The 19136-nt window shown below is 32.0% G+C and carries 15 protein-coding genes; 7 read left to right on the top strand and 8 right to left on the bottom strand.

The window, feature by feature from the left end; all coding sequences use genetic code 11:
- Positions 1-47: 47 nt before the first annotated feature.
- On the top strand, positions 48-1862 hold the full coding sequence (locus Q0772_RS04640) for a M1 family metallopeptidase (protein WP_298340862.1): 1815 nt from the start codon (positions 48-50) through the stop codon (positions 1860-1862).
- A gap of 187 nt (positions 1863-2049) precedes the next feature.
- On the opposite strand, the gene Q0772_RS04635 is transcribed toward Q0772_RS04640, so the two are convergent.
- The 5 genes from Q0772_RS04635 to Q0772_RS04615 form a co-directional block, all read right to left on the bottom strand.
- Positions 2050-2532 (bottom strand): hypothetical protein, encoded by a 483-nt coding sequence (locus Q0772_RS04635; protein WP_298340860.1) that lies wholly within the window; start codon positions 2530-2532, stop codon positions 2050-2052.
- A gap of 3 nt (positions 2533-2535) precedes the next feature.
- Positions 2536-2952 (bottom strand): helix-turn-helix transcriptional regulator, encoded by a 417-nt coding sequence (locus Q0772_RS04630; RefSeq protein ID WP_298340858.1) that lies wholly within the window; start codon positions 2950-2952, stop codon positions 2536-2538.
- Complete coding sequence (locus tag Q0772_RS04625; protein ID WP_298340856.1) at positions 2952-3440, bottom strand: hypothetical protein; 489 nt, start codon at positions 3438-3440, stop codon at positions 2952-2954. Before Q0772_RS04625 ends, Q0772_RS04630 begins: the two co-directional genes overlap by 1 nt.
- Positions 3441-3705: 265 nt before the next feature.
- Positions 3706-4896, bottom strand: coding sequence for a succinylglutamate desuccinylase/aspartoacylase family protein (locus tag Q0772_RS04620; RefSeq protein ID WP_298340854.1), 1191 nt, complete (start codon positions 4894-4896; stop codon positions 3706-3708).
- On the bottom strand, positions 4896-6749 hold the full coding sequence (locus Q0772_RS04615) for a CBS domain-containing protein (protein ID WP_298340852.1): 1854 nt from the start codon (positions 6747-6749) through the stop codon (positions 4896-4898). Before Q0772_RS04615 ends, Q0772_RS04620 begins: the two co-directional genes overlap by 1 nt.
- 134 nt (positions 6750-6883) lie before the next feature.
- Here Q0772_RS04615 and rnpA point away from each other — a divergent pair, with 134 nt between their 5' ends.
- The 4 genes from rnpA (at position 6884) to Q0772_RS04595 (ending at position 11298) form a co-directional block, all read left to right on the top strand.
- On the top strand, positions 6884-7261 hold the full coding sequence (gene rnpA / locus Q0772_RS04610) for a ribonuclease P protein component (RefSeq protein WP_298340850.1): 378 nt from the start codon (positions 6884-6886) through the stop codon (positions 7259-7261).
- A gap of 12 nt (positions 7262-7273) precedes the next feature.
- Positions 7274-8908, top strand: a complete 1635-nt coding sequence (locus tag Q0772_RS04605) for a S41 family peptidase (RefSeq protein WP_298340848.1) — start codon at positions 7274-7276, stop codon at positions 8906-8908.
- Between the two features lie 110 nt (positions 8909-9018).
- On the top strand, positions 9019-9882 hold the full coding sequence (locus tag Q0772_RS04600) for an OmpA family protein (RefSeq protein WP_298340845.1): 864 nt from the start codon (positions 9019-9021) through the stop codon (positions 9880-9882).
- A gap of 6 nt (positions 9883-9888) precedes the next feature.
- Positions 9889-11298: a T9SS type B sorting domain-containing protein gene (locus Q0772_RS04595; RefSeq protein WP_298340843.1), complete on the top strand. Its 1410-nt coding sequence runs from the start codon at positions 9889-9891 to the stop codon at positions 11296-11298.
- Here Q0772_RS04595 and Q0772_RS04590 read toward each other — a convergent pair.
- The 3 genes from Q0772_RS04590 to rpiB all read right to left on the bottom strand — a co-directional run bounded on the left by Q0772_RS04590 (position 11295) and on the right by rpiB (position 13284).
- Positions 11295-11738 carry a GNAT family N-acetyltransferase gene (locus Q0772_RS04590; protein ID WP_298340841.1) on the bottom strand — a complete coding sequence of 148 codons (444 nt, stop codon included), beginning with the start codon at positions 11736-11738 and terminating at the stop codon, positions 11295-11297. The two genes, Q0772_RS04595 and Q0772_RS04590, sit on opposite strands and share 4 nt — an antisense overlap.
- A 187-nt stretch (positions 11739-11925) precedes the next feature.
- Positions 11926-12840: a cation diffusion facilitator family transporter gene (locus Q0772_RS04585; protein ID WP_298340839.1), complete on the bottom strand. Its 915-nt coding sequence runs from the start codon at positions 12838-12840 to the stop codon at positions 11926-11928.
- Positions 12841-12849: 9 nt separating this feature from the next.
- Positions 12850-13284, bottom strand: a complete 435-nt coding sequence (rpiB, locus tag Q0772_RS04580; protein WP_298340837.1) for a ribose 5-phosphate isomerase B — start codon at positions 13282-13284, stop codon at positions 12850-12852.
- Between the two features lie 592 nt (positions 13285-13876).
- On the opposite strand from rpiB, the gene Q0772_RS04575 reads away from it, so the two are divergent.
- Positions 13877-16519: a T9SS type A sorting domain-containing protein gene (locus Q0772_RS04575; RefSeq protein ID WP_298340835.1), complete on the top strand. Its 2643-nt coding sequence runs from the start codon at positions 13877-13879 to the stop codon at positions 16517-16519.
- 10 nt (positions 16520-16529) lie between these two features.
- A complete protein-coding gene (locus Q0772_RS04570; protein ID WP_298340833.1) occupies positions 16530-19127 on the top strand; it encodes a T9SS type A sorting domain-containing protein in 2598 nt (865 codons plus the stop codon).
- Positions 19128-19136: the final 9 nt, after the last annotated feature.

Here is a 19136-nt window from a genome sequence, read left to right as displayed (position 1 = left end):
GTTTGATACAGCTTGGTATCAAACAACCGCTTTTAATTTCTATTTCTATGAATCGCTTTTTTATTTCAATCTTTAGTATCGCCACCTTGTTTTCCTGTAACAGTTCAAAAGAAGTTGTTGTAGCTGCTCCTCAATCTCCAGAAGCGCCAATAAAAACCAATACAACATCTGGATCTGGATACTGGCAACAACATGTAGATTATCAAATGGATATTGATATGGACGTAAACAACTATCAATACAAAGGAAAACAAAAGCTTGTTTACACAAACAACTCCCCTGATGTTTTAAATAAAGTATTCTACCATTTATACTTTAATGCGTTTCAACCAGGAAGCGAAATGGATGTGCGTTCTAGAACAATTGCCGATCCTGACCCTAGAGTTGGTGATCGAATTAGTAAATTAAAACCAAATGAAATAGGCTACATCAAAGTAAATACTTTAAAGCAAAATGGTATGGCTTTAAATTACAATACTGTTGGCACTGTTTTAGAAGTGGATTTAGCAACACCTATACAACCGGGAGAAAGCGTAACATTTAATATGGATTTTGATGCTCAAGTCCCTATACAAATTCGTCGTTCTGGAAGAAACAACAAAGAGGGTGTTGTGCTTTCAATGACACAATGGTATCCTAAATTAGCAGAATATGATTTTGAAGGTTGGCATGCCGACCCTTATATTGGAAGAGAATTTCATAGTGTTTGGGGCGATTTCGATCTTAAATTAACTATTGATAAAAATTACGTTGTTGGTGGTACAGGTTATCTTGAAAGTGAGCAAGTAAACGGTAGTAAAAAAACACTTCATTTTAGAGCGCCAAATGTTCATGATTTTACTTGGGCAGCAGATCCAGAATATATTCATGATACATTGCAAGTACCTAATGGCCCTTTACTAAACTTTTACTACAAAAGCACCTTAGAAGCAGATAAGCTTGAGAACTGGAAAAAATTACAACCTAAAACCGTGGAACTCATGCAATATTTTAATGAGCATATTGGTGCCTATCCCTACAAGCAATACTCTGTTATCCAGGGAGGAGATGGTGGTATGGAATACGCTATGTGTACTCTTATTACAGGGAAAAGAAATTTTGGTAGCCTTGTAGGTGTTACAGCTCATGAAATGGCACATACTTGGTTTCAATTTTTACTTGCTACAAACGAAGCTAAGCATGAGTGGATGGATGAAGGTTTTACAACATACATTAGTAACCTAGCAGAAGATTATATCTTTAAAAAAGGAAACGAGAACCCCAACTCTGGTTCTTACAATGGCTATTTATATTTAGCTAAATCTGGCAAAGAACAACCACTTACAACCCATGCAGATCGCTACGAGTTCAATCAAGCTTATGGCATTTCTGCGTATGCCAAAGGCGCTGTTTTTATAGCTCAATTAAATTATGTAATTGGTGAGGACAACCTTAAAAAAACCATAAAAAAATATTTTGAAGACTTTGGTTTTAAACACCCAAGACCAATAGATTTTATAAGAACAGCAGAAAAAATATCTGGATTAGAATTAGATTGGTATTTAACAGATTTTGCACAAACTACTAATACCATTGACTATGCGGTAAAATCTATTGAAGATAAAGCTATTACTTTAGAGCGTATTGGTTTAATGCCAATGCCAGTAGACCTCAAGGTAACTTATGCTGATGATTCTACAGAAGATTTTTATATCCCTTTACAGATGATGCGAGGTGAAAAACCAACCTCAGCAACTATTATTAAAGATTGGGCTTGGGCTTACCCTACATATACTTTTGAAGTTTCAAAAGCAATTAAATCTGTTGAAATTGACCCAAAACACTTAATAGCAGATGTAGATAAAACAAATAATAAAAAGTAAAACCAATTGCTTTTAAAAATAATAAGCCACTTTGTTTTAAACGGAGTGGTTTTTTGTTTTATAACACCTTGATTTTGTCAGAAAATTTAGCTAACTTCGTTTAACAACCGATAAGTTTTACCTGTACTGAACTTGTTTCAGTATTGAAACGGAAACTTATCTATGCATTGGCAAACATTTGAAAAAACTACTTTTTAGCTTTTTTGTTTGATTTTTTATTAGCTTTTTCTTTTGGAATTAAATCATCCATATTGAATAATGGTAGACAAATATTTATTGGTAAGCTAGCTATTTTGTAAGCCAACATACCTCTAGTAGCACCAATAGCTGTATTTAGAAACACATACATTAATTCATCATTAATAAATATCTCTTTGTTGCCATCGATAAAGCGAATATCATCATCCTTAAAATTACTAATATTAAAAGTTGTTGTTGTTTCTAATTTCAAGAACTCTTTTGGCTTTTCCTTTACAAGAGAATTAAAATGGACAATTATTCCAATTATAATAGTATTCTTTTCGAAATCGCCTCTAACAGCATAACCTAACTTAATTTCAACTTTTTCGTCATCAAAGTTTTCAACTAATTCCTCATTGACTTTATTAGAAAATGAAATTTCCTTTATTTCTTGAATTTTAATACCTAAACCTTCTTCTTGCTTATTCATAACTTAACAATCAGCAATTACTGTATTTCTGTAATTAGGAGAATACTTTTTTAAATGACCTGTTTGTCTAGACGATTTATATTGACTCGGAGAATAAATATGTTCTGGATTAATAAAATAAACACTGACTTTTTCGTCTTTAATTGTAACTTCATCTTTTACAACTTCCAGCAACTTATCGCCTAATACATCTTCAATTCTAGCAACAGTTTTTAAAGTAAAATTATGAGAGCCTGACAACCATTTACTAATTTCAGATTCATTTTTACCTAATGCTTTTGCTAGGTCTTTTTGATCCATAGAATTTTGATCTAATAAAAACTGAATTCTATTTGATAAATCAAATGTATAGTCCACAAAAATATCAACATATTTAGAACGATACTTTCTAATTTTGTCTAATACTCTATTTTTTTTCATTATTTAATGTAAAATTTTAAATCACCCATTAATTCTTTTCTGAAAATAATTGTTTGACCTTTGTTTATTCTGCTACCAATAAAACGGTCAATCTGCTTTAATGTTTCAACACATTCATTTAAAAAAGGGTCTTCATTGTAAGTTTCTGTTGTCTTAAGTCCACCATTACCTAGTATAACTATATTTTTATTTAGCCTTATAGCGTATAATCGTAAATTTGTACTTGAAAGATATTCGGGTAAAGCTGCAACTTTATCCCTTTTCGTACCAGCGTGTCTGAAATGTCTTGGTTCTGCACCATTTTCACCTATCTTATCTAATAATTTTGATAATATCTCAACATCTTCTTCCAAATCTTCATCGTCTAAAACTTTATCAAAAAACAACTCTGATTCTGACAATTCATTATCAAAAAATCTGATTGAATAAAAATTGACTTGAGAATGCTCTTCAAAAATTTCAACAATAATTTCTCGTTTGGAATTCACTTTTAAGTTAAGTACAAAATTAGACTATTCAATTGGATTTGCAAATATTATTAAAAAAAAATTAACTTTTAAGTGAATTCAATCAAAATTCTCAACATATTGTGAACATAAAAACGTTTGCCAACACCGTATATAATTTATTACTAGTTCTAGCCTACTTACGAAAATCCTCGCGGATTTTCTATTCGGTTTGTATTTACTAAATTAGGTCCTTAAAACACGCAACAAAACCATATACAAACACGTTAAACGAATATCTCAAAACTCAATACCAAGGTTCACTTTTATAAACTTCAGTTTTTGCTACACGCTCTCTATTATTTAATCTTAAATGTGTGCTGGTAATTTGCCGGTTTCTATAACCCAATAGATGAAAAAGTGGTTTTGCTAAAAACTTAGCAACGGTTATATTAACTTGTAAAACACCTTCAGCTTTATTTTCCCAAGAAATTCCTGGTAACCACGCTAATAACGTGTCTGTTTTTATTTTCCTTAAAACAGCAGATAATTTTAAAAAGAAAGGTTTTATGGGTTTAATAATAAAAAAACCTTCTGCTCCTTTTTTCTGGTATAACGGCATAAATATATTGCCTGTATAGGGCGATGCAACTTCAATAGAGTTGCTTAGCGCTAAAGGGGTGCCTCTTTTTACTGCTTCAAAACTTTTAAAACCATTTAGCATCTCAAAACGTTCCCCACGATGGATTTTATGTAAATGCACCACCTCAAAAATAGCGTTGGTATGTTTAGCATGCGTTTTTAACTGTTCTTGATATTCTAAGAGGTTTGCAACAGCTTTTTCATCTAAAACACCTGAATAAGCCAAAGCCAAATACACAAAAGCCTCACTGTTTGTTATAGCAGATAAATCATCATGTTGCCCAGACTCAAAACCAAGAGATACATAACCTAATTGATTAATATAACTTAACAACGGGCCATTTAAATATTCTTCAATACCCAAAACAATAGGCACTGGAAATTGTTGAGAAAATTTTCTGTTGATTAATGCATCATTAATAGTTATAAAGGGCAATGTCTTACTAGACGTCGTGTGTAAATCAACAAAATAAAATGGTGGCTTGTTGGTTTGTAAAATTTCGTTTAAAAGATTAAACAATGCGACTAGTTCTTTCTCATCTGAGTTTAAAACCCTTTTTCTGCTTATACTTTTTATTTGCTGTTTGGTCCAAAGTCTATTTAAATCATCTTCCATATAGCGTTTATGCTTTTCTAAGGCATTTAAATTCCCAGAAATACCATAAATAGTCCCTTTTACTTGAGCAGGCTTTATATTATTAAAAACACGCTTTAAAGCAAAAACACCAGAAGTTTCATTGCCGTGAATCCCACCAAAAAATACTAATGTTGGCCCATATTTATCACCTTCAATTTTACCAATAATTCGGTTTACTTTAATGGTGGTATCAAGGGCTTTGTTATATACTTCAATCATTAATTAAAGTCATTTCTTGTTATTAAGCCTATTAGTTTATCATTTTTCATAACTGCTAAGCTTCCTATTTTATGTTTATCCATTAACGCTTTTGCGTCTTCTAGCGGAGCATATTGATCAATGGTTATAATCTCTGTTTTCATGAGTTTACTAACACTATTATGCTTTTCGATTGGTGCTTCTAAATACCCCTCAACATCCGTCCAACTTATTAAACCCTCTAACTCTTTATCTCCTGATATAACTGGCATATGATGAATATTTTTCCACTTCATCATGTTAAGTACTAAATCAATACTATCCTTTTTATTTACCGAAAGAATATCAGTACTCATTACATGCTTTACAACATATTTGGCTTTAAAGCTAGATTTACCCGTATGATGTACCATGCTCCAAACCGAAACGGGATAACCCATTTCCTGCTTTTCGTACATATTAGCGGTAAGGAGTTGCATACTTTCGTAGCGTTTATGGGTTTTTAATAAGTTTCTGTAGTTTCTGGTTAACCATTCTGAACCATTGTACCCTCTAACTCTATCCTTAATAACCTTTAAATAATACTCAGCATCTTTTGGACTAATTCCCATATAATACAACCCTTTAAAGGCTATCGGAATTAATTCGTCTATAATAAGTTTATGACTAGACATATATTTTCCATTCCAGTAAAATTGCGTAGCCATACCATATCGAGCTGCGTTAAAAAAGTTGTTTTTTACATCTTTAAAATCCCATTGCTCATGAATATTTTTATAGTTTTTTGGTTTTCCCATCATGAGTCCAACCCAAAACATCATGTTTGCAATTTCGTCTAGAGTTGTTGGTCCTGATGGTATATATCTATTCTCAATCCTTAAATTGGGCTTACCGTTTGTAACGCCATAGCACGCTCTATTCCAGGGATATATTGTTCCGTTATGCAGTTGCAGTGCTTTAAGTTTTGGTGTTTCATTATTTTCAAGCAGATCCATACTGCTTCGAGTAAAATCAGTGGTTAAAAAACTTCTAAACCTAGAAATATTATTTTTAAATATATCTGTTACACTTCCTCTTTCCCAATCATTTCCAAAACTTACTCTGGATTGTTTTTCATTTAATAAATAAGAATTGGCCCTAGTATCAATACTTTGCGTAAAAAGTGCAATTCGTGTTTCGCTCCATAATTCTTTTCCAAACAATAATGGTGAATTAGCACAGGTGCTTAAAACAGGACCTGCAATGGCTTGAGCCCAATTATAATCATCAACAAAGGTTTTGGGGTTGAGTTGTAAATGCATTTGAAAACTTGTATTACAACCTTCTAGCATAACAGAATCGTGTAGTAAATTCAGCTCATCAATGCCTTTAATATGAATATCAAAACTTTTTCTTCGGCTTTGTTTTATAGCATCGTTTATAACAGAATAGCGCTCTACATCCGTCATATTATCTTCAGTAACATTATTGACAGATAGAGACGGAAGAATCCCGGTTAAAATAATTTTAATACCCTTTTTTGCTGCAGCTTTTTTTGCTTTATCCAAATAATCATCTAGCTGTTTATGAAGTTTCGAAAAACAGTCATTTTCAAGCTCAAAGACATCTAAATTGAGCTCTAAATTGTAATTTCCTATCTCGGTTGTAAAATGGTCGTCATTTATGTCATCTAGAAGTTCTAAAGACTTACTCTCAGGTAAAAACTGATCATTCACCAAACAAAACTCTTGTTCTGCACCAATACGAAAAGTACCTTCCTCAATCATATTGTTTTCAATCATAAAGTCCAATGTCTTTATATCATTCAACAAATGATGGATGTAATTAGCTCTATCTTTCTTTGTGTCTAGTTTAGTAACATTTAAATTTCCCATGCCTGCAATTTTTATTCATTCTTAATGGACTAAATTACTCGGTTTCAAGAGTTTTAAATATGATTTTTATCATGCATAATCATTGATGCTAAGAGTTAATTGTTATTCCTATTTTTGCAGGTATAAGGTTTTATATGTCTGCAACGTATCCGAAAAAAGAAAAGCTTAAAAGCAAAAAACTAATTGACCAATTATTTACTGATGGACAATCGGTTTCTGCTTTTCCATTGCGGTTGGTATTTATGCCAGCAGAATTTGAAGAAGATATTATTGCTAAAACTGGGGTTTCGGTAAGTAAGCGTAATTTTAAAACTGCTGTAGATAGAAACCGTATAAAACGTTTGTTAAGAGAAGCTTACAGACTTAATAAAGCTGCCTTTTTTAACAATTTAACAACGCAACATACGTTTATGATTTTGTACATTGGCAAAGATAAACCCACATATACACAAGTTGAAACGAGAATGAAAGTATTGTTTGAGAAGTTTTCAAGCACGGTTTCAGAATCTTAAAATCCCATATTAATGAAATACCTTTTAAAAAAGAAAATCATCATACCAATATTAGCATGTGTTGTGTTTTTATCCACAACTGCGTTTAAAAACGATTTTTTTGAAATTGCTAAGCAAATAGAGATTTTCACTACACTGTTTAAAGAATTAAACATGAATTATGTGGATGAAACCAACCCTGGTGATTTAATGGATACCGCCATAAAAAGCATGCTGGCCGATTTAGATCCGTATACCAATTTTATGAATGAACAGGATGTTGAAGCTGCTAGAATAAATAATACTGGAGATTATACAGGTATTGGCGCAAGAATTAAAACCTTAAAAGATAAATTAATTGTTGTTGAGCCTTATAAAGATTATCCTGCAGACAAAGCGGGTTTAAAAGCAGGTGATGAAATTATAAAAGTTGGTAATACTTTAGTTGCAGGTTACGATGATTATGCTGGCGATTTATTAAAAGGTGCACCAGATTCTTCAATTAAGGTGGCTTATAAACGTCAAGGAAAAACACAAACAGCCACAATAAAACGTGCAGAAGTTGAAATTAAAGCGGTACCACATTTCTCTTTAATTGATGATAAAACAGGTTATATTGTTTTAAGTAGATTTAGCAGAAAAGCACATGCTGAAACCAATTATGCCTTACGCGATTTAAAGGCTCAAGGTGCCGAACGTATTATTTTAGATTTACGTGGAAACCCTGGCGGATTAGTAAACGAAGCTATTAAAATTGTTAATCTTTTTGTGCCTAAAGGGCAATTAGTTGTAACCACAAAATCAAAAGTAAAAAAATACAATCGCACCTACATTACTAAAAATGAGCCGATTGATACCGAAATACCATTAGTTATTTTATTAGACGGTAATAGTGCATCGGCTAGTGAAATAGTTTCTGGAGCTCTTCAAGATTTAGACCGAGCTGTAATTGTAGGTTCTAGGAGTTTTGGGAAAGGTTTAGTGCAACGCCCTAAAATTTTAACTTATGGTACTCAAGTAAAAATTACTATTTCTAGGTATTACACACCTTCGGGAAGATCTATTCAATCTCTAGATTATTGGAATAGAAATGAAAAAGGTGAAGCGGTAAGAGTAAAGCAGGAAAATTATAACGAATTTAAAACTAAAAACGGTCGAAAAGTATTTGATGGCGGTGGTGTTTTTCCAGATGTTCCTGTGGGATCTTATAAAATTTCTCCCATAACTACAGCAATCGTTAATAATGATTTAGTTTTCGATTTTGCTACAACGTACTATTACAATCATAATTTTGATGATATTAATACTTTAAAACTTACGGATAAAGATTTTTTAGATTTTAAACAATTTTTAAAAACAAATAACTTTTCTTTTGAAACAGATACAGAAAAAGCACTTAAAAACGCTTTTGAAACCTCTAAAAAAGAAGAATTAAACGATAATATCGAGCAGGATTATAACACATTAATTTCAAACTTAAATGCTTCAAAAACACAGGTTATTGATGAAAACAAAGAGTATTTAATTGAGCTTTTAACCAAAGATATTGTTAAACGTTATGTGTACAGAGAGGGTTTATATGAATATTTAGAAGTACACGATATGGAAATAAAAAAAGCTACAGAGATACTTAGTAGCTCATCAACTTATCAAGGGTATTTAAAATAAATAACAGGTTTTTGCGGTTTAATAATAGTACCCGAAACCGCATACATATTGGCTTCTGGCATGATTTTAGATTAAAAACAGTATATTTATCACCTATTCAATGCCCTAATATGAATAAATTATTAATCATAATATTAATCACTTTAAATAGTGTGTTTTCTTTTTCGCAAGAAAAATTAACACACGAAGTGTATTTTGAAACAGATCAGTACGAGGTTCCTAATACTGAAGTTAACCGATTATTATTATTTATATCCACCCTAAATGATGTCGATATTGATTCTATTTCAATATTTGGCTTTTGTGATGATAGAGGTGCTGATTCATACAACCTAGTACTCTCTCAACAGCGTGCAGATGCTATAAAAGCTATTTTTTCTAATAATGAAATAAGCGAAACTTTAATATCAAATGTAGATGGTAAAGGCGAGATTTTATTAAAAATTATAGAAGAGGAAAACCTTTTAAAAATACGCGGTTTAAATAGGAAAGTTGAAATTATCGTAAAACCCAAACCACCAAAACCAAAAGTAGAAAAGGTTGTTGAAGTTAAGCCAGAAGTACCCAAAGAAAAAAACACTGTAGAACTTATTAAAGACAGTGAAAAAGGAGATAAAATACTATTTAAAAACATCTTATTTAAAACAGGATACCCCACGGTAACACCAAGTTCTAAAAAAGTATTAGAATCTATTGCACAAGCACTTTTAGAGCGCGATGATATTTATTTCACCATACAAGGTCATGTATGTTGCACGCAATACACAAGAGATGCTGTAAATAGAAAAACTAAAAAACGTAATTTATCTGAGGCCAGAGCCAAATATGTTTACGATTACTTTATTAAAAAAGGTATTGATAAAAAACGCATGAGGCATATTGGGATGCGAAGAAAATTCCCTTTAGGTGGCGACCCAAAATTTGATAGACGGGTAGAAATACTTATTACCTACGTTGGTGATACTGCTAACTAAACTCTAATGAATTTTAAAACTAAGTTTCTACTCATTAGTTTCTGTTGTATTATAATTATTAACAGTTTCTCTCAGAACACTTTTATTCCTGATGATAATTTTGAGCAAGCTTTAATAGACTTAGGGTTTGATACACCACCTTTAGATGATAATGTTCCAACAGCAAATATTAATTCTATAACAAACCTAGATATAGCCACAAGAAACATTTCAGACTTAACAGGAATTCAAGATTTTCAAGCACTAACTAATTTAGATTGTTCAGAAAACCAATTATCAGTTCTAGATGTTACTCAAAATACAAACCTTACAGAATTGTATTGTTCAAATAATATGCTAACTAATTTAGATGTTACCAATCAGACAAATTTAGTAAGGCTTTGGTGTTTTAATAATCAGCTCTCAAGTTTAGATGTTAGCTTAAAACCAAATTTAATTTCATTTAGATGTGAAAATAATCAACTAACATCTTTAAATATATCAAACCTTACAGGTCTAAATATTTTAACATGCGAACAAAATCAAATAATGGCTCTCGATGTTTCAGATAGTGCTAATTTAAGTAGGTTACAATGCGGAAATAACCAATTAACTAACCTAGATGTTAACAATAATACCAACCTTTCATTCTTATCCTGTGAACAAAATCAAATCACAAATTTAAACCTCAGAAATAATAATCGTTTAGCTTTTCTGTACTGTTTTAATAATCAAATTTCTGTTTTAGATTTAACGCAAAACTCCACTTTAACCGATTTAAATTGTAGTAACAACCAGTTATGCACTTTAAATATAAATAATGGTAATAATAGTAATTTAACCGCTGTAAATTTTGATACAAACCCAGATTTAGATTGTGTTATAGTCGATAATTCAAACGGAAACCATTCAACTTGGATGCCCACATCCTTCACTAATTATGTAGAAACTCCCAGTGCTTGTAGTAGTTTTGTTTCTGTTGATGTACTCCCAAATATAATAGGTACCAGTTACACATTACCAACATTAAATAACGGTGACTATTTTACAGAATCTGGCGGGATGGGAACACAGCTTAATCCTGGAGACAACATCTCGACTTCACAAACCATTTACATTTTTAACGAAACAACTTGTAACAGTAACGAAAGTAGTTTTAGTGTTATAATTAATAACGATGACTATTTTATTCCAAAATACTTTACACCAAACAACGATGGTGCTAACGATGTTTGGCAAGTTTACGACAGGTTAAACTTAGTAAATAATATTTCTATTTATAACAGACACGGTAAACTTATTAAATTTTTACCCAGTAGTGCCTCTAGTTGGGACGGAACCTTTAATGGTCAATTACTTAACAGCGGGAGTTATTGGTACGAAATTGTTTTAAATACCAGAGAAATTATACGGGGTTATTTTGCTTTAAAACGCTAGTTATCTTTTACCATTGCTATATGCGGAATATTATCCTCTAAATATTCCTCTCCAATAGCATGAAACCCTAAATTATTATAAAATTTCTTTAAATAACACTGTGCAGAAATCTTTATTAAAGGTGTTTTAAAATATGTTTCAATAGCTTTTATCGAAGCTTCCATAATTACATTTCCATACTTAAGGTGCCTTTTATCTTGCCTTACCACAACTCTACCAATACTGGCGGCTTCAAAATAATCTCCAGGTTTAAAAACTCTGGTATAAGCAACAAGGTCATTATTATCAAAACCCAAAACATGCAATGCCTTTTGGTCCTTAAAATCAATATCTTGGTACACACAATCCTGCTCTACAACAAACACCTCACTTCGCAGTTGCAACAAACTGTACAGTTCCAACTTTGTTAATTCATCAAACGTTTTTACAACAATATTCATTTAATTTTTATTTGGGCGCTACCCACAAGGGGTCGGGCTTTCCACTATATCTTTTTAAAACGTCATTGTGCGGGAAGAACAACCGTTACAATCTGTAAAACCATAGTTCCCTTAAAATTTATGTTTTCTAAGTTTTAAAAAGGATGCCGTTACAATCCCTAGCGCACTTATTTACTAGGGCTATTTCCTAATCCTGAACAATCACTTCTTTAGCATCATCTTTACCATATTCTGGTTGAATATTCACATGGTTAATATCATACTTGCTAAACACTAAGCCTTCTATCTCTTGCAAAATTTCATCAAATCTTGATAAACTAATATCCTCATGAAAATCTATATGTGCTTCTAAATGAATTTCATCTTCATTTAATTGCCATACATGCACATGGTGTACATTCTTTATCGTATCAAAAGCATTTATCTCATCAACTATATTTTGAACTGGAATGGTATCTGGTGTAAATAACATTAATACTTTAGTAGAGTTTTTTAAAAGATCCCAACCCATCCAAACCAAATATATAGCAATAGCAAAGGTTAAAACACTATCCACCCAATACAACTCATAATACTTCATAAGTAAGCCCCCAACCAATACCGCTACACTAGCCATCATATCAGTTAATAAATGCAGATATGCACTTTTCATATTCATGTTGGCTTCAGAATCTTTCTTAAGTAATAACACACTAAAACCATTACCAAGTATAGCAACAACAGACAACCAAATAACTAAATTAGATGCTATCTCTTGCGGGTTTTGAAAACGCTCTACAGCTTCAATTATTAATAAAACTGCCACTATTATAAGTGTAGCTGCATTAATAAAAGCTGCTAAAATTTCGGCACGTTTATATCCAAATGTTTTTTTAGATGAAGCTTTTTTCTTTACAAGTCTATTAGCTATATAACTTATAATAAGCGATACAACATCACTAAAATTATGCAATGCATCACTTAATAATGATAAACTACCTGATAGTAATCCACCAATAACCTGTGCTATGGTTATAGCAATGTTTAAAAAAATAGAAATAATAAGATTACGACCTTTTAAGTCGTTATGGTTATGATGGGAATGGTTATGCGAGTGTCCCATTTACATGTATTAACAAGATAATGGAATTTTATCTATTCTATTTTGGTGTCTTCCACCTTCAAACTCCGTATTTAAAAACGTTTCTACCATTTTTAAAGCTTGAGGAATAGCAGTAAATCTAGCTGGAATACACAATATATTAGCGTTATTATGTTGCCTAATTAATTCAACAATTTCATTATTCCAACATAAACCAGCACGTATTTTTTGATGTTTATTAGCAGTCATTGCTACACCATTTGCACTTCCACAAATTAAAATACCATAAGTTGCTTTGTTGTTTTCAACATCTTCAGCAACAGGATGCACAAAATCAGCATAATCTACACTATCAACAGTATCAGTACCGTAATTATTTACAGTATAACCTTTCTCTTCTAAAAATGTTTTTATAGCAAATTTATAATCTGTTCCGGCATGATCGTTACCTATAGAAATTGTCATTATTTTTATTTATTATTGGATCCTTATACAAAGGTAGCAATTATAAACAATGTGTATTAGTATATTCATTAGTTGTTAATAACTGTTTATTAGTTTCTAAAACTAAAATTAGGAGAATTCATTTATTTTTTCAATCCATAACATTTAATTAACATGCAAATAAGTTAATGTAAATTTTTAGTTAATTTATAAGCACTAAAAGGTATAGTTGTAAGTTCTATTTTAAGAAATACTTATCAAAAATACTTGTTAATAAGGGTTACAAACAATTGTTAATAGAAATAATAAATAGGTTCAATTTAAATACGTTAGCTTTTTAAAAGTTGTTAATTACCTATCAACAATATTCAATAACATATATATCAAAATAAAGCTTAAAAAAGTTATACCGCTATTAACACGCTATAATAACCATCATTTATTTTTTTAAATTTTAAAAGAAAATTAATTATATAATATATAATGTGGATAACTCAAAAGAAGTAAATAAGTACGTTGTTTTAATTGTAGTATAAAACTTATTTTATACAGGGTTGTACAGGATAGTTTAATAAGACTACATATTTACATTTAATACTAAATTATATATATTATGAATAGATTTTTACTTTTTATGTTATGTCCATTTTTTTTAATTGGACAAGTGCAAATAGGTCAGGATATAGACGGAGAATTAACCATTGCAGGTGATAATTCAGGAAGAGTTTTAAGCATGTCTTCAGATGGAAGTATTGTTGCTATAGGGGCTACAGGAAACGATGGTAATGGAACTTCTTCAGGGCATGTAAGAATATATAGAAATGTATCAGATGTTTGGACTCAAATAGGAAGTGATATAGATGGTGAGGCAGCAGGAGACTCCTCAGGATTTAGTGTAAGTTTATCTTCAGATGGTGGTATTGTCGCTGTAGGAGCATCTTCGAACGATGGTAATGGAGAAAGGTCAGGGCATGTAAGAATATATAGAAATATATCAGATGTTTGGACTCAAATAGGAAGTGATATAGATGGTGAGGCAGCAGGAGACTCCTCAGGATTTAGTGTAAGTTTATCTTCAGATGGTGGTATTGTCGCTGTAGGAGCATCTTCGAATGATGGTAATGGAGAAAGGTCAGGGCATGTAAGAATATATAGAAATATATCAGATGTTTGGACTCAAATAGGAAGTGATATAGATGGTGAATCAATAGATGATTTATCAGGAGTTAGCGTAAGTTTATCTTCAGATGGTAGTATTGTCGTTATAGGGGCATCTTCAAACGATGGTAATGGAACTTCTTCAGGACATGTAAGAATATATAGAAATGTATCAGATGTTTGGACTCAAATAGGAAGTGATATAGATGGTGAGGCAGCATTTGATAATTCAGGAACTAGCGTAAGTATATCTTCAGATGGTAATATAGTTGCAATAGGAGCTTTAAGAAATGATGGTAATGGAGTAGATTCAGGGCATGTAAGAATATATAGAAACGTATCTGATACTTGGACACAGATAGGTAATGATATAGAAGGTGAAGCAGCAGGTGATAATTCAGGAACTAGCGTGAGTATATCTTCAGATGGTAATATAGTTGCAATAGGAGCAACAGGAAATGATGGTAATGGAGTAGATTCAGGGCATGTAAGAATATATAGAAATGTATCAGATGTTTGGACACAGGTTGGAAGTGATATAGAAGGTGAAGCAGCAGGTGATAATTCAGGAACTAGCGTAAGTATATCTTCAGATGGAAATATAGTTGCTATAGGAGCTTTAAGAAATGATGGTAATGGAGATAATTCTGGTCATGCACGTATATATATAAATATATCTGATACTTGGATACAGGTGGGAACAGATATAGATGGAGGAGAGCCTATTGGTGGTTCTTCTGGTGTGAAAATAAGTATATCTTCAGATGGTAATATAGTTGCAATAGGAGCAACAGCAAATAATGGAAATGGAGAAAGATCTGGCCACGTACGCATTTATGAAAATGTATCAGGAGTATGGACTCAAATAGGAGATGATATTGATGGAGAAGCAGCATTTGATAGATCAGGATCTAGTGTAAGTTTATCCTCTGATGGTAATATTGTTGCTGTAGGAGCAGTTTTTAATGATGGAAATGGAAATGCTTCAGGTCATGTACGCATTTATGAAAATGTATCAGGAACATGGACTCAAATAGGAGATGATATTGATGGAGAAGCAACAGGTGATCTTTCTGGACATAGTGTAGGTTTATCTTCTGATGGAAATATTGTCGCCATAGGAGCAACTCAAAATGATGGAAATGGAAGTTCTTCAGGTCATGTACGCATTTATGAAAATGTATCAGGAGTATGGACTCAAATAGGAGATGATATTGATGGAGAAGCAGCAGATGATCGTTCTGGATCAAGATTAAGTTTGTCTTCTGATGGAAATATAGTTGCTATAAGTGGTGATTTCAACGATGGAAATGGAGAAGCATCTGGTCATGTACGCATTTATGAAAATGTATTAGGAATATGGACTCAAATAGGAGATGATATTGATGGAGAAGCATCTGGTGATCGTTTTGGATTAGGATTAAGTTTGTCTTCTAATGGAAATATAATTGCAATAGGAACAGGTGAAAATGATGGAAATGGAGAAGCATCTGGTCATGTACGTATTTATGAAAATGTATCAGGAATATGGACTCAAATAGGAGATGATATTGATGGTGAAACAGCAGGAGATTTCTTAGGTAGAAGCGTAAGTTTATCCTCAGATGGAAGTATTATAGCTATAGGTGTTCCAGGAAATGATGAGAACGGACCAGATTCGGGTCATGTAAAAATTTATAGAAATATATCAGGTGTTTGGACGCAAGTTGGAACTACTATAAACGGAGAAGCAACAGGTGATCTTTCTGGACAAAGTGTAGGTTTATCCTCAGATGGGAGAGTTATTGCTATAGGCGCTCCAGGAAATGCAAAAAATTCAGGTCACGTTCGAGTATATGATTTAAGCGCTGTATTGTCTACAAAAAGTTTTGAAAGAGATTATTTTTCATATCACCCAAATCCTGTAACAGATATTTTAAATATAGAATTAAAGCAAGATATAAAATTAAAGAAGGTTAATATTTATAACCTACAAAGTCAATATTTATATTCAGTAAAAACTTCAAAAATAGATGTAAGTAATTTATCTAGTGGTATGTATTTTATTGAGGTAGAAACTAACCAAGGAAAGTCTGCTAAAAAGATTATCATTGATTAAAAATAAGTTTATGAAGCAATTATTAATTTTAATAGTAAGTCCATTTTTTGTTTTTGGACAAACACAAATAGGTCAAGATATTGATGGAAAAGATAGTTACGTAGACAATCTTTTCGGTAAAAGTGTTGCTATATCTTCAGATGGTACTATAGTAGCTGCTGGAGCACCGAATAATGACGATATACATGGAAAAAATTCAGGCCAATTGCGTGTTTACAAAAATATAAATGGTACCTGGATTCAAATAGGAAATGATATTAGTGGTGACGTATCAGGAGATAGTTTAGGAGAAAGTGTTAGTTTATCTTCAGACGGAAGTATTGTCGCTGTAGGAGCACCAGGAAATGATGGGATAAATGGAGAAAACTCAGGTCATGTTAGGATATACCAAAATATAAATGATAATTGGGTACAAATAGGTAGTGATATAGATGGAGCAGCTGCAGGAGATGAATTTGGTTATAGATTAGATTTATCTTCAGATGGCAGTATTGTAGCAATAGGCGCTGAAAATGCTGAATATGTGAGTATTTATGAAAATATAGGTGGTACATGGACACAAATAGGAAGTACTATTGAAAATGAAGGTAATATTTGGTTTAGATTTAGTTTAAGCTTATCTGGTGATGGAAATACATTAGCTATTGGTGCACCATATAGTAATAATGAAAATAATATCAGATCAGGTGTTACACGTATTTATGAAAACATAGCTGGTACATGGACGCAAATAGGAAGTGATATTTATGGAGAAGCAAATAGAGACCTATCAGGTTATAGTGTAGATGTGTCGTTAAATGGTAGTATTGTAGCTATAGGAGCTAGAGATAACAATGGTTCTGTAATGTCCAGAGGACATGTGCGTGTTTATGAGAATATTGGTAATACATGGACGCAAATAGGCAATGATATTGATGCCCAAATGGGAGATATAGGTTTAGGATATAGTGTTAGTTTATCTTCTGATGGGAGTGTTATAGCTATTGGTGCACCACCAAGCAGCACAAATAATTATAGATCTGGTTTGGTTCGGGTATATAAATATAATGGCTCTTTTTGGAATAGTGTTGGATCGGATATTAATGGAGAAGGAAAACAAGATTATTCTGGTGAAAGTATAAGTCTATCTTCTGATGGGAATACTATAGTAATTGGCGCTCCAAGAAATTCTGGAAATGGTATAAATTCTGGTCATATAAGAGTATTTGAAAGTATAAATAATACATGGACACAAATAGGAAATGATATTGATGGTGATATAGGAGTTTCAGGTGATAATTTAGGCGAAAGTGTAAGTGTTTCTTCGGATGGAACTGTTGTAGCTATTGGTGTTCCTCGCCACGACTCCGCAAAAGGAAGTGTTCGCGTATATGAAAATATAAATGGAAATTGGAATCAAAAAGGATTAGATATAATTGGAGAAGCTAATCACGATTTATCAGGGTCATCTGTAAGTATGTCTTCAGATGGAAACATTGTTGCTATAGGTGCTCCAAGACATGATGGAATTAATGGATTTAATTCCGGTCATGTTAGAGTTTTTGAATTTAATAATGGTAATTGGACACAAATAGGAAATGACATATATGGACCATCAATTATTATTAATTTTGGAGAAAGTATAAGTTTATCTTCAGATGGAAATATACTAGCTATTGATAATTTAATTGTCTATGAAAATATTAATAATAATTGGGTTAAATTAACTGAGGATTTAAATGAACAATCTGCAACATTAGGTGCTCGAAGTGTAAGTTTATCCTCAAGTGGAAATGTTATAGCTGTAGGTGTACCCTCAGATAATACATTAGCAGGAGGACGTGTTTATATTTTTGAAAACATAAATGGAACTTGGACTCAAAAAGGAAATGATATTATAGGTGAAGCAGAATTTGATGGATCAGGCTCTAGTTTAAGTTTTTCTTCAGACGGAAATATTGTAGCCATTGGAGCTCCTTTCAATGATGGAACAGTAGAAGGTTCAGATACTGGGCATGTGCGCGTTTATAAATATATTAATAATGAGTGGACACAAATAGGTGATGATATAGATGGGGAAGCAGCAAATTATAATTTTGGGTTAAGTATAGAACTCTCATCAGATGGAAGTATTATTGCTATAGGCTCACCATTTAATAATGGCAATGGTCCTGGTTCTGGGCTCGTACGTATTTATAAAAATATAAATGATGTTTGGACACAAATAGGCGATGATATAGATGGAGAAGCAGCAGAAGATTTTTCAGGAGCAAGTGTTAGTTTGTCTGCAGATGGAAAGGTTGTAGCTATAGGCGCTCCATACAATGATGATAATGGTCTTTCTTCTGGTCATGCTCGTGTATATGATTTATCAGCAATATTATTATCAACAAAAAGTTTCGAAAAAGATTATTTTTCATATTATCCAAACCCAGTAAAAGATATTTTAAATATTAATATAAATAAAGGTTTAGATTTAAAACAGATAAATATTTATAACCTACAAAGTCAATATTTATATTCAGTAAAAACTTCAAAAATAGATGTAAGTAATTTATCTAGTGGTATGTATTTTATTGAGGTAGAAACTAACCAAGGAAAGTCTGCTAAAAAGATTATCATTGATTAAAAATAAGTT

The sequence above is a fragment of the uncultured Algibacter sp. genome (assembly GCF_947490405.1).
GTDB lineage: Bacteria > Bacteroidota > Bacteroidia > Flavobacteriales > Flavobacteriaceae > Algibacter_B.
Note: the sequence above shows the minus strand (reverse complement) of the source record. Positions and strands in the feature narration are given on the sequence as shown.

Coding starts and splice junctions, on each gene's coding strand:
- Q0772_RS04640 (WP_298340862.1), top strand. CDS start 48: ATGAATCGCTTTTTTATTTCAATCTTTAGTATCGCCACCTTGTTTTCC.
- Q0772_RS04635 (WP_298340860.1), bottom strand. CDS start 2,532: ATGAATAAGCAAGAAGAAGGTTTAGGTATTAAAATTCAAGAAATAAAG.
- Q0772_RS04630 (WP_298340858.1), bottom strand. CDS start 2,952: ATGAAAAAAAATAGAGTATTAGACAAAATTAGAAAGTATCGTTCTAAA.
- Q0772_RS04620 (WP_298340854.1), bottom strand. CDS start 4,896: ATGATTGAAGTATATAACAAAGCCCTTGATACCACCATTAAAGTAAAC.
- Q0772_RS04615 (WP_298340852.1), bottom strand. CDS start 6,749: ATGGGAAATTTAAATGTTACTAAACTAGACACAAAGAAAGATAGAGCT.
- rnpA (WP_298340850.1), top strand. CDS start 6,884: ATGTCTGCAACGTATCCGAAAAAAGAAAAGCTTAAAAGCAAAAAACTA.
- Q0772_RS04605 (WP_298340848.1), top strand. CDS start 7,274: ATGAAATACCTTTTAAAAAAGAAAATCATCATACCAATATTAGCATGT.
- Q0772_RS04600 (WP_298340845.1), top strand. CDS start 9,019: ATGAATAAATTATTAATCATAATATTAATCACTTTAAATAGTGTGTTT.
- Q0772_RS04595 (WP_298340843.1), top strand. CDS start 9,889: ATGAATTTTAAAACTAAGTTTCTACTCATTAGTTTCTGTTGTATTATA.
- Q0772_RS04590 (WP_298340841.1), bottom strand. CDS start 11,738: ATGAATATTGTTGTAAAAACGTTTGATGAATTAACAAAGTTGGAACTG.
- Q0772_RS04585 (WP_298340839.1), bottom strand. CDS start 12,840: ATGGGACACTCGCATAACCATTCCCATCATAACCATAACGACTTAAAA.
- rpiB (WP_298340837.1), bottom strand. CDS start 13,284: ATGACAATTTCTATAGGTAACGATCATGCCGGAACAGATTATAAATTT.
- Q0772_RS04575 (WP_298340835.1), top strand. CDS start 13,877: ATGAATAGATTTTTACTTTTTATGTTATGTCCATTTTTTTTAATTGGA.
- Q0772_RS04570 (WP_298340833.1), top strand. CDS start 16,530: ATGAAGCAATTATTAATTTTAATAGTAAGTCCATTTTTTGTTTTTGGA.